At 58.2% G+C, this 14375-nt stretch carries 9 protein-coding genes; 7 read left to right on the plus strand and 2 right to left on the minus strand.

Annotated features, from left to right (window positions below; all coding sequences use genetic code 11):
• Positions 1 to 532 precede the first annotated feature (532 nt).
• Positions 533 to 2701, plus strand: a complete 2169-nt coding sequence (locus PQR63_RS09915) for a hybrid sensor histidine kinase/response regulator family protein (protein ID WP_408167695.1) — start codon at positions 533 to 535, stop codon at positions 2699 to 2701.
• 297 nt (positions 2702 to 2998) lie between these two features.
• Here the strand turns inward: PQR63_RS09915 and PQR63_RS09920 are convergent, their stop codons facing one another.
• Entirely contained in the window at positions 2999 to 4069 is a 1071-nt protein-coding gene (locus PQR63_RS09920) for a hypothetical protein (RefSeq protein WP_408167696.1), read from the minus strand.
• Positions 4070 to 4554: 485 nt separating this feature from the next.
• On the opposite strand from PQR63_RS09920, the gene PQR63_RS09925 reads away from it, so the two are divergent.
• The 6 genes from PQR63_RS09925 (at position 4555) to PQR63_RS09950 (ending at position 11740) form a co-directional block, all read left to right on the plus strand.
• Positions 4555 to 5766 carry a zinc-binding metallopeptidase family protein gene (locus PQR63_RS09925; protein WP_408167698.1) on the plus strand — a complete coding sequence of 404 codons (1212 nt, stop codon included), beginning with the start codon at positions 4555 to 4557 and terminating at the stop codon, positions 5764 to 5766.
• A 350-nt stretch (positions 5767 to 6116) separates the two neighbouring features.
• Positions 6117 to 8522: a catalase gene (locus PQR63_RS09930; RefSeq protein ID WP_408167699.1), complete on the plus strand. Its 2406-nt coding sequence runs from the start codon at positions 6117 to 6119 to the stop codon at positions 8520 to 8522.
• Position 8523: 1 nt separating this feature from the next.
• Positions 8524 to 9600, plus strand: a complete 1077-nt coding sequence (locus tag PQR63_RS09935) for an acyl-CoA dehydrogenase family protein (protein ID WP_408167700.1) — start codon at positions 8524 to 8526, stop codon at positions 9598 to 9600.
• Complete coding sequence (locus tag PQR63_RS09940; protein WP_408167701.1) at positions 9588 to 10373, plus strand: PIG-L deacetylase family protein; 786 nt, start codon at positions 9588 to 9590, stop codon at positions 10371 to 10373. Before PQR63_RS09935 ends, PQR63_RS09940 begins: the two co-directional genes overlap by 13 nt.
• A gap of 17 nt (positions 10374 to 10390) precedes the next feature.
• A complete protein-coding gene (locus tag PQR63_RS09945) occupies positions 10391 to 11059 on the plus strand; it encodes an SAM-dependent methyltransferase (protein WP_408167702.1) in 669 nt (222 codons plus the stop codon).
• Positions 11060 to 11740 (plus strand): glycosyltransferase family 2 protein, encoded by a 681-nt coding sequence (locus PQR63_RS09950; protein ID WP_408167703.1) that lies wholly within the window; start codon positions 11060 to 11062, stop codon positions 11738 to 11740. It begins immediately after the preceding gene.
• An 80-nt stretch (positions 11741 to 11820) separates the two neighbouring features.
• On the opposite strand, the gene PQR63_RS09955 is transcribed toward PQR63_RS09950, so the two are convergent.
• Positions 11821 to 14355: a TonB-dependent siderophore receptor gene (locus PQR63_RS09955; RefSeq protein WP_408167704.1), complete on the minus strand. Its 2535-nt coding sequence runs from the start codon at positions 14353 to 14355 to the stop codon at positions 11821 to 11823.
• Positions 14356 to 14375: the final 20 nt, after the last annotated feature.

Genomic DNA, 14375 nt, shown 5'->3' on the forward strand with positions numbered 1-14375 from the left:
TTCCTGCAAGAATGTTGTCAGTGCGCTGCGGGTGCGCTTTTGCAGAAAAGGCGGGTCGGTAAAAAAACTCCAACAAATCGAACAAAAAAAGCAGGGATGCATACGCATGCATTCCTGCTCCGGGGAAACAGGATGAACGCATCTATCAGTAGATCTGCAGACATGGCTCACCATGAGCCTTTTGCAGTATCAGCCGTCAGCTCTCATATCGGTATAGCAGATCGCTCCTTTCAGCGGCAGCGTTCCATGCAACTGGGCGTCGGCCACGATGTTCGATCTGCGAGCTGTTCCTGGTGGCGTCGCGCTGCTGCGGATGAGACATTTTTCCGGGTTTGCCCAAGCAGCGTTCTCATTCCTGTCAATACCAATACAAGCAAATCCAGGGGACACAATGGCCAACGTCAAAGACGCCGCTCAACTGTCGGCACGATTGCCCGGTAGTGAATTAGTTGGCAATATGACTATCTGAGTTTCGGTTTCCGCAATCACCGTATTTTCGGTATTTTCTGCATTGAGCAAGACGACATTGAACATGGACAAGCACGCAGATACTGACAGCCAATGGGCATCCATCGAAGGTGGTGGACCAGGTCATCCTCGTATCGGGTTTGATATCCAGCGGCGCTTGTTGCAGGCATTGCTCATCCTGTGCGTGTTGAGCTCGCTGGTACTGTTGCTTGTACTCGGCATCGTTCAGTGGCGTGGTCTGCATACCCAAGCTTTCCTGGCCGCCGAGCGGGCTACTGTCGTTGCGAAGGAACACGCCGATAAGGTTTTTGAACTCGACACTTCTCTGACCGGCCGTATCGGCGATCTGCTTGCTGGCATGGACGACGACGGCATTCGCGCCGAGCAGCGCAAAATCCATCTGAAGTTGCGGCAGATGATTGCTGGCTTGCCGCAGATTATCAGCGTCGCCGTCATTGGTAAAAACGGCGATGTACTGGCTCACAGCCGCGATTATCCTTTTCCACCCTTGTCGGTGGCGGATCGGGAATATTTCATCACGCTCAAGCAAGGCAAGCAGGAGTCGATTTCTTCCGTGGTGGTCGGTCGTCAAATGCAGCGACAAGTCTTCACCGATGGTGTAGCGCGGCGCGGGGAAAACGGCAGCTTTCTCGGTGTGATCCTGGTGTCGCTGGATCCCGGTTACTTTCTTTCCTTTTATCAGGAAATGTTGCCCGGAGAGATGCATCAGTCACTGTCGCTGGTGCGAGAAGACGGCGCCATACTGGTGCGCTATCCAAAGATGGTGAACGACGTGGCGAATGTATCGGCGTCGTCGCCATTCATGCGCGGTATCGGTGCCAACGCATTGGTGGGTACGACTACCGGCATCTCGCCGTTGGATGGCGAGCGCAAGATCATTTCCTATCGACGCGTGACGAATCATGATGTGTATGTCGTATCCGCCAGATCGCTGTCGCATTTGTGGAGCGCTTGGCTATCGTATATGGTGTTGGCCGGCGCCTTGTTGCTGGTGCCGAGCAGCATTCTTTGCGGCATCATCATCTTTGCCATACGTCGCGTCAAAGATCAGAAGGTCGCCTGGCAGTATTGGCGGCGCGAGCTGGCCTTGCGTCACAAGGTCGAGTCCGATCTGCGCGAATCGCAGAAGTTCGAGGCCTTGGGAAAACTCCTGGGCCGCGTTGCCCACGACTTCAACAACTGCCTCATGGTGGTGACCACCGGCATCCAGATTATCCGGCTCAAGCGTGTTCCCGGGGTTGAAAAGCAACTCGAAGCCATCGAGCGCTCGATTAAAAGCGGCGAACAACTGACACGCCAGTTGCTGGGCGTCAGCCGGCGGCAACCGTTGAAGCCGGAGATTTTTTCTCTGCAAATGAAGATTCCTGAATGGCAGCTCTTGCTGTTCAATACCATCGGGGCCGCGCGTTGCCATGTCGACGTCGATCCCGAAACCTGGCCGGTCTGCGTCGATGCGGTAGAAATGCAACTGGCGTTGATCAACATTTTGCTCAATGCGCGTGACGCCAGTACGCCTGATGGTTCGATTACGCTCAGGACGGAGAATATTCTTCAGCGAAGTGCAGGACCACGACAAGGTTATTTTGTCTGTATCTCGATTACCGATCAGGGCAGCGGCATGTCGGAAGAAACGCGCAAGCAGGCCTTCGATCCCTTGTTCACGACCAAGGAAGCAGGCAAGGGCACTGGTCTCGGGCTGTCGCAGGTGGAAAATTTTGCCAAAGCCGCAGGCGGCTATGCAGAGATTGAAAGCACTGTCGGTATCGGCACCAAGGTTTCGATGTATCTTCCCGCTGCCGAGAGCGCGATATTGGAGAAAAGCGATGCGCAATCGCTGGTGGTTTCCGCTCCTCCTCTGAAGCCACTAAGCATCTTGCTGGTTGAAGACAACACCGACGTCGCGGACGGTATCGTGACCTTGCTGGAGACGGCCGGGCACACCGTGACGCATCTCACCGGCGCAGCCGATGCGGAAGAGTTTCTGTCGCAGCGGCAACCTGACGCCGTTATCTCGGACATCCATATGCCCGGCGGTATCACCGGCATCGAGCTTGCCAAGAAACTCAATCGGCGTTTTCCAGCCTTGCCGGTCATTCTGATCAGCGGTTACGCGGAAGATCTCCAGGCGGCAATCAAAGACGGTTTCAGTGTGATCCCCAAACCGTTCACCCTCGATAGCATCAATCGTCAACTGGCTGCGCAGGTCAGGTAAACAGAGGACGCGGATCAGGTGAAGTGGGGCTGCTTGCGGCCCCACTTCGTCCCGCCTCGTCCCGCCTCGTCCTGTATCTACTTCGTATCTACCTCGTATCTCGTATGACCTTCTATCCCCCTGCTGTTGAATGACGGCGCAAAAAAAGCCGCGCCTGAACAGGTCAGGCGCGGCTCTTGGTCGGTGTCCCGATACGGTCGTGTGTCTATGTGGTTAATGCATGAACAGCACGATCAGAATGATGATGGGAATAGGTACGCCGAGCAACCACAGCAGAATGGCAGGCATGGTGATCTCCTAGGAAATGGTGACAGGTTCATTGGAATCGGTGACGCGTGGCTCCCTTGCGGTGAACACGACGCGGTCACGCAGACGGCCGCCGTAAGTCGCCGTAAAGCTGGCGATAAAGGCACCGCACAACAGGGCGACAAACATCCACAGCGAACCGTAAGCAGCTGCCTTGCGTGCCGTGTCAGCGGCAGTCTTGGCCTTGGTGGCGGCGTCGTCGATGTTTTGCTTATAGGTCGTAAACTTGTCGCTTACGCGCTTTTCAGCATCGGCCTGACTCATGCCGGTACGTCGTGCCACCAACTGTGCGAGATAGCTCTTGTCCGCATCAGGCAAGGCACCGGTACGCAGTGCATTGGCGAAGATGCGCATCACTTCAGCACGTTGACCCGGCGTGACGGAATTGTCGCGGCCATCAGCCAAAGGTGCTACGCCAGGCGTGGTGTCTGCAGCTGGTGCTGCTGGTGCTGCCGGTGCGCCGGTCGAGGCAGCTAGAGCCGATGATGCTGGTGTGGCAGGGCGGAACAGGGAGTCGATGAAGTAGCCAGACATATCTGCTGTGCCGGCGGCATTGCTGCCATTGGCATCGGGTGCCATCGCAGCGGCGCCGACGGTGCCGGTCGCTACCACTGCTGCACCTGCAGAACTTGCGACTTTGGCGCCGCCCGACAGCACGCTGCCGACCGCGCTGCTCAGCAATGCGGCGGTAGCCAGCGATGCCACTGCCCAGGCCAGAAAACCGTGCGCGGTATCGCGGAAATACACCTCTTCCGTGTGGACGTTAGCCCACTTTACGCGCAGTCGTCCGGCGATGTAACCGCCGATGGCAGATGCCGCGATTTGCGTAAATGTAATCCAACCGATGGTGGAATAGCCTATAGTCTGGGCACTGAGTCCATTACCCGACCACGGCGACACGGAGGAAAATCCGAGGCCGAAGCCGAGGATGACGAGAATGAACGACAACGCCGCTGCGGCAAATGCGCCCGCGAGGATGGCTCCCCAGGACACGCCTGACGAGGCGGACCCGCTCGCCTCTATGGCCCCGATGTCCGGGTCATGCAGAGTACGATTTATCATGATGATCTCCTGTTATTGGTACTTGCCGGTGCAGGCTGGTAGTGGCACCCCATGGAGAGCAAACGGAATCAGGGGATGAGATCGCCTGAGCCACCTGCTTTCGCATGGTCTGAACTCTGAGAATTAACGTTAGCGCCAGCATTGGCATTAGCGTTCCTGTCTCCGAATCCATATCTGAGTTGTTGTCTTGCGATGTGTTGGTGAATGATTTGTTGCCTGCATCATCAAGACACAGAAAATGTACCGGTGCGACTCGTCCTGAACCATAGGACGACGACGGGACATTTCGTAGGACGAGCGGAAAACGCAACGGCCGTGAGAGGAATTAGTCTGTCGGCCAAGCGTTCGTCAGGGACTCTTCCGGAACAAGCCCGTCATTGCGCAGTCAGTAGTAGGGGCGACAAAGTGTCGTCATGAGATCACAACGCAGGTTGATGATCGGAACCTCAGTCCAGAGATAAATAAGCAAATAACCGGAAAGCAGCATGAAGACGTTCCACTGTGACAATTGTGCAAAACAGGTTTTCTTTGAAAACACCCGTTGTGAGAACTGCGGCTGGCTATTGGGGTATCAGCCTGAGCTTCAGATCATCAGTAGCTTCACATCTGCCGATGTACCCGCTCCTGCTGAAGACAGCGGGAACGCCGGCGCTGATGACGGGAATATAGTCGTCAATAACGGTGGCAATAACGACGTCAATAACGGCAACGGCGACCAGCACAACGGCGATACAAGCGGAGCTGAAACTCTTGTGTCGCGCTGGCGCAGCATCAATCCGGTCAATCAGGATCGTGTTTTCCGGCAGTGCAGTAACTATGCACAGGAAGATGTCTGCAACTGGATGATTGACGACCGCGACAACAACCTACTTTGTGCATCGTGCCGTCTGACTACCGTGATCCCTTCGCTGGAGGATCAACAGAACCGCATCCTGTGGAAGCGGCTTGAAGTTGCGAAGCGTCGTCTGCTGCATACCTTGTGGACCTTGCATTTGCAGCCGATGCCCAAACCGGAAGATACGCTGACTGGTCTGGCGTTCGAGTTTTTGCAAGATGTGCCGCATGGTGAGCGCGTCCTGACAGGGCATGCAGAAGGGGTCATCACCATCAACATTGCCGAGGCCGATCCGGCCTATCGTGAAAAAATGCGCGAACAGATGGCCGAGCCATACCGGACGCTGCTCGGACATTTTCGCCATGAGAGCGGGCATTATTATTTCGACCGCCTCATCGCCGGCACCGACAGGATCGACGCTTTTCGCACGCTGTTCGGTGATGAAACCGTCGACTACAGCGCCAGTTTGCAACAGCACTACGACAACGGCCCGCCGCAAAACTGGAATCAGCAGTTCGTCAGTCTCTACGCCAGCAGCCATCCCTGGGAAGACTGGGCAGAAACCTGGGCACATTACCTGCACATGTTCGATACGCTGGAGACCGCTTATTCCTGCGGCGTGCAACTACGCCCCAAAAAGCACAACGAGCAGAATCTGATCATTGATGTTTCTCCACTGGATGCTTCATCGTTCGACGAACTCATCGCCGAATGGTTTGCCCTGACCTACGTGCTCAACAGCCTCAATCGCAGTATCGGCATGCCCGATTCCTACCCGTTTACCTTGTCGACGCCGGTACTGGAAAAGCTGAAATTTGTGCATGAGGTAGTGATGCAGTATGCACACGGTGAGGCGGTGTGATGTTGTCGGGACAGAGCCGGTAGTCCGGTAGGCCCGTAGCACAGCGCTTCCCCCAATGCCTGCAGTCGCAGGCATTTTTTTTCTCTCCTTTTCGTTCCATTCCCTGTTCTGACGCGGGCTTCAGCAAGTCTGACATTCAAACAAGGTATCGGCTTATGTCGCCGGGCGTCGTTTGCTTTTAGGCTGATGATCGGTTGGTGTGCAAATAGTCTCGCGACGAGCGTACTACCCTCTTCGAGGTGTCTCGTACTGCCTCGACTCTGGTGCCGGTCATAGCCTTGTTGCAGCGCAGTTGTAGCGTAGTCGCAGCCATGCCCGATGCTTCATTTACGGTTATAGGGATGTTTATCATGGCAAGCAAAAAATCTACAAACGAAGGTGCTGGTTCGGTACTTGGCACCATGTCCGGAGCTGCCGAAGTCGGCGCTGGTGCGGGTAAGAAAAGTATTCCAGCCGATTTGTTGAAGAAGGTTACTGGTACTGCAGTGTTGGCCGGCACGATTGCCGACAATGAGGCCAAGCCGCAGGAATTTGCGGCGGCACGTGAAGACGTCAGAGTGCCGTCCGCCGGCGTGACTGCCAAACCGGCATCGCCGCTGGTGAGCGCCAGCAGCGTCAGCGAATCGGTCACGTCAGAGAAGGTCGGCGCGGGTGCGCCCAAGCCGGGCGAAAACGCGGTCACCGGCAATCTCGATCGGGTGCGGGTCGATTCCGGTGCGCAGGGGCTGACGACAAATCAGGGCGTGCCTGTTGCCGACAATCAGAACTCCCTCAAGATAGGCGCACGCGGGCCGACTGCGCTGGAAGATTTTATCCTGCGTGAAAAAATCACCCACTTCGACCATGAGCGTATCCCGGAACGCGTCGTGCATGCACGCGGTTCGGCGGCGCATGGTTATTTCGAATCGTATGGCGACTTCAGCGAGCTGACGCGTGCCACCTCCTTTGCCGCAGCCGGCAAGCGCACGCCGGTATTTGTGCGATTCTCCACTGTGGCGGGCGGCGCCGGCTCAGCGGACACTGTGCGTGACGTGCGCGGCTTCGCCGTCAAGTTCTATACCGACGAGGGCAACTGGGATCTGGTGGGCAACAACATCCCGGTATTCTTCATTCAGGATGCAATGAAGTTTCCTGATCTGGTGCATGCCCTCAAGCCAGAGCCGCATTTCGGCATGCCGCAGGCGTCTAGTGCGCACGATACGTTCTGGGATTTCGTGTCGCTGATGCCTGAGTCGACGCACATGCTGCTGTGGCAAATGTCGGACCGCGCCATCCCGCGCAGCTATCGCATGATGCAAGGATTTGGCGTGCACACTTTCCGTCTGGTGAATGCGTCCGGGGAATCGGTGTTCTGTAAATTTCATTGGACGCCGCTGGCGGGTACGCATTCGTTGGCCTGGGACGAGGCCGTCAAAATCGGCGGTGCTGATCCCGACTTTCATCGGCGTGATTTGTGGGAAGCCATCGAAGCAGGTCATGCGCCGGAATGGGAGTTGAGCCTGCAAGTCTTCACGGAAGAGCAAGCCGGAAATTTTGACTTTGATGTGCTCGATCCGACCAAGCTCGTGCCCGAAGAACTGGTGCCGCTGACGCCGGTAGGCAGGATGGTTCTGGATCGCAATCCTGATAATTTTTTCGCGGAAACCGAGCAGGTCGCGTTTTGCACCGCCCATGTGGTGCCGGGTGTCGATTTCAGCAACGATCCACTGTTGCAAGGGCGCATACATTCGTATCTGGATACTCAGATCAGCCGCCTCGGCGGTGTCAATTTTCACGAGCTGCCGATCAATGCGCCACTGGCGCCGGTGCACAATAACCAGCGCGATGGCATGCACCGTCAGGCGATACATCGGGGACGCGTCTCGTATGAGCCCAACTCTCTCGGCGGCGGTTGTCCGTTTCAGGCGGGAGCCGCTGGTTTCAGCAGTTTTCCGCAAGCGGAGCAGGGCGACAAACTGCGCATCAAACCGGAGAAATTCGCGGATCACTATTCGCAGGCAAAGCTGTTCTGGAATAGTCAGTCGCTTCCCGAAAAGATGCACATCATCAAGGCTTTCCGTTTTGAATTGACGCGTGTGCAGACACCAGCGATCCGTCAGCGCGTGGTGTCTCTGCTAGCCAATGTAGACGATAGTCTGGCGGAAGGCGTCGCTGCAGGACTCGGCTTTGACATGCCGGCACCGGCACCTGTGATTGCCGGCGCGCCGGCGCCAGAATATGCACCGTCGCCCGCGCTGTCTCTGACCTCCTATCCTGGAGACAGCGGTATTACTACACGCAAGGTGGCCATTCTGGTTGCCGACGGTGTCGATACAGTCGTGTTGGGGAAAATTTACGATGTCTTGCTTGAGCATGGCGCCGTACCGCGTGTCGTCGCGCCGCGACTGGGTGCTGTCAAAGGCAAGGGCGCGGTCACCTGGCAGGCCGACGTCACCATCGATGCCGCACCGTCGGCGCTCTACGATGCACTGATCGTCCCTCCGGGTGATGCTTCCGCCATCAGCTTGTGCGAACACGGGCTGGCGGTCGAATTCATCAAGGATCAGTACCGTCATTGCAAGCCCATCATGGTGCTCGATGATGGCTCGACGATGCTGGATCGGGCTGAGTTGCCGGCGGTGTTGCCGACCGGCGATCCGGATTTTTCACTGATCAACGCTACGTCCGGACAGCTTGACGAAGCACTCGCCCAGTTCATTCAGGCCCTGGCAGGGCCGCGCGAACTTGGCCGCGAAACCGATCCGCCGGTGGTGTGAGATGACAGCCTCTTCCATCAAAGATCCGATTCCGGCGATACGCAAATTTCTCGCCGGCTTGCCTGTCCAGTCAGACGCGTCGGAAGACAGTCGCAAAGACAGTGCCGGGCAAGTGCTGTGCGCCATGGTCGATGCCGGACTGGATCGGCTGAGTCTTCCCGGCGGTGGCCAGACCTTGCAGCGCTGGCGGGCACTTGCAGCGGTTGCCGCGCACGATCTCAGTCTGGCCAAATTGTATGAAGCGCATACCGATGCGCTGGCGATTCTCGCTGAAGCAGGGATGGAGAACGAACAGCCTCTGCGTGTCTGGGGCGTGTGGTGTGCAGAGCCGCCTCAGGCCAAACTGGATATCCACCATCCTGCTGCGGAAGAGTCCGGCACCGTCGTACTCGATGGCGTCAAAGCCTGGTGTTCGGGCGCCAACGCGATTACGCACGCGGTAGTGAGCGGTTGGAATCGCGATGGGCGGCCTTGTCTGGCCGCTGTCGATCTCGACCAGTCAGGCATCACCGTAACCAACGAGGGCTGGCATGCCGTCGGCATGGCGGAAACTGCCAGCGTGGATGTGTTGTTCGACAACGTGCGCGGGATGGCGGTGGGCGGAGCAGATTTTTATACCGTGCGGCCCGGCTTCTGGCATGGTGGCGCCGGCATCGCCGCGTGCTGGTACGGCGCGGCTGCGCAACTTGCTTTGTATCTGCGGCAGCGTTTGAGCGACAAGGGGAATCCGCATGCGCTGGCTCAACTCGGCCGCGCCGATGTGGCGCTCAGTGCTTGTGCGGCCAGCTTGCATGCCGCCGCACAGTATATCGATGCAGCGCCGACCAGCGACGCCTATCGGCTGGCAATGCGGGTACGCCTGATTGCAGAAGATACCGCCAACCACGTCATGCAAGCCTTCGGGCGTGCGTTGGGGGCGGCGCCGTTATGCCGTGATCCCTGGGCGGCAAGGATGATGGCCGACCTGCCGGTATTTTTACGCCAGAGCCATGCGGATCGCGACCTGGAAGCGCTGGCGCATTCGCTTTTGCAGCGCGATGGCGAGACAGAAAATGGAGGCGAAGAATGGCAACTATAGAAGAGATCCGGCCTGAAGAGATGCAGAGTCATGAACGTCAACCAGCGTCGACCGAAGAGGCACTATGGCGCGACGATCCCCGCCTTGCAAGGGTGCCTGCGGTGCATGCCGAAACATTGATTGCCGCCGGTTCGCGCGCCGTGATCGTAGCGCCGCATCCGGATGATGAAGTACTCGGCTGTGCCGGCTTGCTGATGCATCTGGCACAGCTTGGCCATCCGATTTTGCTGGTGGCAGTTTCAGACGGTGAAAAAAGTCACAGTCAGGATTCCGTGCTGAGTCCGGCCTTGCTTTCACATGTGCGTCCGGCGGAAACGACGCAGGCGCTGTCGCTGCTCGGTGTGAGCGACATCACCATCATCCGTGCGCAATTACCGGATAGCGATGTGGCCGGGCATCGCACCAAGTTGCAGGATTTGCTGGGCGCCTATTTGTTGCCCGGAGATACCCTGTTTGCCAGTTGGCAGTTCGACGGTCATCCTGATCACGAGGCAGTCGGGCAAGCATCACGCGAAGCCGCACGCGCGCTCGGTTGCCGTCTCATCGAAATTCCGATCTGGATGTGGCACTGGCGTACTCCAGATCATGCCGGGATTCCGTGGCAACGCGCGCGCAAGCTGGAACTAGATGAGCAGATGCAGGAGCGCAAAAAAGCGGCGCTGGCTTGTTATCGCAGCCAACTGGAACCTGATCACTCGACCGGTAACGCAGCCATTTTGCCGCCTGAGGTGCTGGCGCATTTTCATCGATCGTTTGAAGTTTATTTCGTCTGAACGACCGGAGCGCCGATATGCAGGCACCGACAATACCCACCACGCCGACAATGCCGACAACAGCGTCGCGCGATTATTTTGATGCGCTCTATGAGCGCAGCGACGATCCCTGGCGCATTGCCGGCAACTGGTACGAGCAGCGCAAGCGCAGCCTGATCATGGCGATGTTGCCGCGCAGCCGTTTTCTCCACGCCTTTGAACCGGCCTGCGGCAGTGGCGAGCTGACGGTGGATCTCGGTCGGCGCTGTGACCGTATTCTTGCGGGCGATTTTGCGGAGACGGCAGTCGACATTGCACACGAGCGCTGGCAGCAGGCCAGTATCTCGCGCCGCACCGATTGCGTCGTGCGCTTCGCCTGCATGGCGGTACCGGATCAATGGCCGGCGCAACTGGGTGCCGTATTCGACCTGATCGTCATCAGCGAATTCGCTTACTACCTTGACGGCGATGCCCTGCAGGCTTTACCGGCTTTGGTCAATGCATCGCTGGCACCTGACGGTGTCTTGGTGCTATGTCATTGGAAACGTGACTTTGCACAGCGTCGTCATCGGACGGCAGACATCCATCAAGGTTTTGAGAATGTGCCGGACTGGCATCATGCGGCACGCTATGAAGACGCAGACTTCCTGCTTGATCTCTGGAGCCGCGAACAGCAATCGCCGGCCGAACTGGCGGAGCTGACCTAGATGATCGGCGTCGTCATCCCAGTTCATAATGAAGAACACTACCTGCGCGCTTGTCTGGCGTCGATACAGGTGGCGGCGCTGCATCCCGCGCTTGCTACGGAAGAAGTGCGGGTGATGGTGGTGCTCGATACCTGCAGCGACAGCTCGGGCCGCATCGTCAAAGCGCTGGGGATGGAGTCAATCGACATTGCGGTGCGTAACGTTGGGCTGGCCCGCGCTGCCGGCGCATTGCAATTGCTGGAGGCTGGAGCCCGCTGGCTTGCCTTTACCGATGCCGATAGTGTGGTGTCGCACGCCTGGCTGGCAGCACAGCTTGCGCTGGAGGCCGACGCAGTGTGTGGAACCGTGGCTGTTGACGATTGGACACAGCATGGCGCGCAGGCGGAAATATTGCGGCACCGTTTCGACGCGTCCTATCTTGATCAGGATCAGCATCACCATATTCATGGCGCCAATTTCGGCGTGTCGGCGGCGGCTTACCGGCAGGCCGGAGGATTCTGCGGGCTGGAGTGCGGTGAGGACGTCGCCATGGTGCAAGCCTTGATCGCCTGCGGCGCGCGCATCTCATGGAGTGCCGCACCGCGCGTCACCACCAGCAGCAGGTTGCACAGCCGCATGCACGGCGGTTTTGGCGATACCTTGCGGGCGTTGATACCCGATGCGGCTGTTGGAATCGACTGAGGGAAGTTGAAGGGCGATTGCTGATCAATTGGTGATCAGCTTACGGCCGACCGGGCAGGCACCCGGCCGGCGCATCAGCATTACCAGCCGTACTTGAGCGTCAGATAGACGTTGCGGCCATCGCCGTAGTAGCAGCCTGCGGAGGACAAGCAAGCGGCGACGTAGGTCTTGTTGAGAATGTTGGATGCATTCAACGCCATTCTCAAGCCTTTGAGTTGCGGATTGACTTTGCCGAAATCGAAGCGCAGGGCTGCGTCGAACAAGGTCACGCCGGGCATGTGATACACGTTGGCGTTGTCGCCGTAGTTTTCACCGATGTGACGTGCGCCGACACCCATGCCGAGACCGGCCAGGGCTTCGTTTTGCACGGTGTAGTCAAGCCAGGCGCTGGCCTGATTGCGCGGGACGAAGGCGAGACGGTTGCCGGTGGTGTTGACGCCTGCGCCGCTGGCATTGGCCTTGGTGATCTTGCTGTCGGTGTAGCCGTACGACGCAATCAGATCCAATCCCTTTTGCAGTTTGAATTTTCCTTCCAGCTCAATACCGCGCATGCGCACTTCACCAGTTTGCACACTGAAGTTGGTATTGATCGGGTCAGGCGTGGTGACGTTTTGCTGGGTCAGCTCGTAGGCCGACAGCGTGACCATCGTGCTCGATCCATCAGGCTGGTACTTGATCCCTGTCTCGTATTGTTTGCCCTTGGTCGGTTGGAACGGTTGCAGCGTACGGCTGGTGCCGACTGCCGGCTGGAACGACGTCGAATAGCTGACGTAAGGCGTGATGCCATTGTCGAAGCTGTACAGCAGGCCGAGGCGACCGGTGAAAGCGCCGTCGCTCTGTTTGACATTGTTGTTGGCAGTGCTGGTTACCGTGCGTGTCGTGGTATCGGCCCAGTCGTAGCGACCGCCGGCCACCAGCGTCCAGCGATCCAGTTTGATCTGGTCTTGCAGGTAAGCGCCGAGTTGCTCGCGGTTCTGTTCGATATGGGTGGCGACTGCCGGGATGGCGCCGTTATAGGTGCCGTAGACCGGTGCGTACACATTGAAGGCGGTTGCCAGCGGGCTCAACGCGGATTCGTCATAGACCGAACGCTCAGACGAGTAGTCCACGCCCATCAATACGGTTTGCTTGACCGGGCCGGTGCTGAAGGTGGCCTGAGCCTGATTGTCGACGGTGAACAGCTTCGATTTTTCCGGGAAGGCCCACGCATAGCGGCCCATGCTGGTTGGATTGCAAGTAGTCGTGAGGCAGAACAGCTGCACGCGCTTGGTGTCGGACATGGTCTCGCCGTAACGCAGATTCTGGCGCAGGGTCCAGGTGTCGTTCAGACGATGCTCGAATTCGTAACCAAGAAAATATTGTTCGTTGCTGTAATGGTCGAAGTTGGGCTCACCCGCAAAGGTGCCCAGCGGCAGCGCTTTGTAGACGCTGGTGTAAAGCGTGCCGTTGGCCGGCAATACCGGTGCCCCGCCGCCGCCCTGGGAGCTGAGCTTCTGATATTGCGCCATCAGGGTCAGGTGCGTGTCGGTGTTGGGGCGCCAGGTGATGGATGGCGCGATGTAGGTTTTTTCTTCGTTGACGTAGTCGTACGCAGTGTCGCTGCGACGCGTCAGCCCGACCAGGCGATAGCTGAGCTCGCCGGTTTCATCCAGTTTTCCGCCCAGATCCAGCGCCAGTTGCTTGCGGTTGTGGCTGCCGTATTGCAGTTCAACTTCGCGCACGGTATCGGTGGTCGGTCGCTTGCTGACCATGTTGACGAGGCCGCCGGGCGTGCCTTGACCGTACAACAGCGAAGTCGGTCCTTTCAATACTTCCACGCGTTCCAGACCATAGGGTTCGATGCGTGGCTGCGAGTATCCACGCGAGCCGAAGGGCAGGCGCAGGCCATCGAGATAGCGTCCCGGCACAAAACCACGCACGGTCAGCCAGTCATAGCGCAGATCGGTGTTGCCGTATTGCGTGACGACGCCGGGCGTATAGCGCAGGCTTTCGGCGATGCTTTCGACGCCTTGCGCATCCAACTGCTCACGGGTGACGACGGAAACGGATTGCGGCGTTTCTTTCAGCAAGGTATCAGTCTTGGTGCCGGTACGGCTGCGGGTCGCGACATAGCCGTTGGCCGGTCCGAGTGGATTTTCGCGCTCGCCGGCAGCATTGACGCTGATCACGGGCAAGGTCTGTGCCGCAGCGGCAGCGCCGGCACCGATTGCAGTGGTGGCGCCGGGTTGGAGCACGTACGTGTTGGGCGCACCTTCAATCGCGCGCAGGCCTGCATTACCGAGCAACGCCGCGAAGCCTTCAGCGATGGTGTAGTTGCCGTTGATGCTGTTGCTGCGGCGACCATCGACCAGGCGCGCGTCCATCTGGACAGTGATGCCCGCAGCGCTGGCGAAACGATTCAGTGCATCGCCCAGCGGACCGGCGGCAATGTCGAAGTGGCGGCGCGCTTGCGTGCTGGAACCTGTGCCGGTGCCGATGGCATCAGCTGCCAGCGCATACTGGAACGGCGTTGCCAGCGCAATGCTTAATAGTGCGCCGCGAACGGCGCGATGCATGGAGGAAATGGCCGGAGCTGTTGGAGCCGCCGGCGGGTGTTGCCGAGAAAGTCGTTGCATGGTGGATGTCCCTGAACAAA

Origin of the sequence: Herbaspirillum rhizosphaerae (assembly GCF_046025915.1) — a bacterium.
GTDB classification, from domain to species: domain Bacteria; phylum Pseudomonadota; class Gammaproteobacteria; order Burkholderiales; family Burkholderiaceae_D; genus Herbaspirillum; species Herbaspirillum rhizosphaerae_A.

What these genes read in the sequence shown, in the direction of transcription:
- PQR63_RS09950 (WP_408167703.1), top strand. Translation starts at nt 11,060, where the DNA reads ATGATCGGCGTCGTCATCCCAGTTCATAATGAAGAACACTACCTGCGC.
- PQR63_RS09945 (WP_408167702.1), top strand. Translation starts at nt 10,391, where the DNA reads ATGCAGGCACCGACAATACCCACCACGCCGACAATGCCGACAACAGCG.
- PQR63_RS09930 (WP_408167699.1), top strand. Translation starts at nt 6,117, where the DNA reads ATGGCAAGCAAAAAATCTACAAACGAAGGTGCTGGTTCGGTACTTGGC.
- PQR63_RS09915 (WP_408167695.1), top strand. Translation starts at nt 533, where the DNA reads ATGGACAAGCACGCAGATACTGACAGCCAATGGGCATCCATCGAAGGT.
- PQR63_RS09920 (WP_408167696.1), bottom strand. Translation starts at nt 4,069, where the DNA reads ATGATAAATCGTACTCTGCATGACCCGGACATCGGGGCCATAGAGGCG.
- PQR63_RS09955 (WP_408167704.1), bottom strand. Translation starts at nt 14,355, where the DNA reads ATGCAACGACTTTCTCGGCAACACCCGCCGGCGGCTCCAACAGCTCCG.
- PQR63_RS09935 (WP_408167700.1), top strand. Translation starts at nt 8,524, where the DNA reads ATGACAGCCTCTTCCATCAAAGATCCGATTCCGGCGATACGCAAATTT.
- PQR63_RS09925 (WP_408167698.1), top strand. Translation starts at nt 4,555, where the DNA reads ATGAAGACGTTCCACTGTGACAATTGTGCAAAACAGGTTTTCTTTGAA.
- PQR63_RS09940 (WP_408167701.1), top strand. Translation starts at nt 9,588, where the DNA reads ATGGCAACTATAGAAGAGATCCGGCCTGAAGAGATGCAGAGTCATGAA.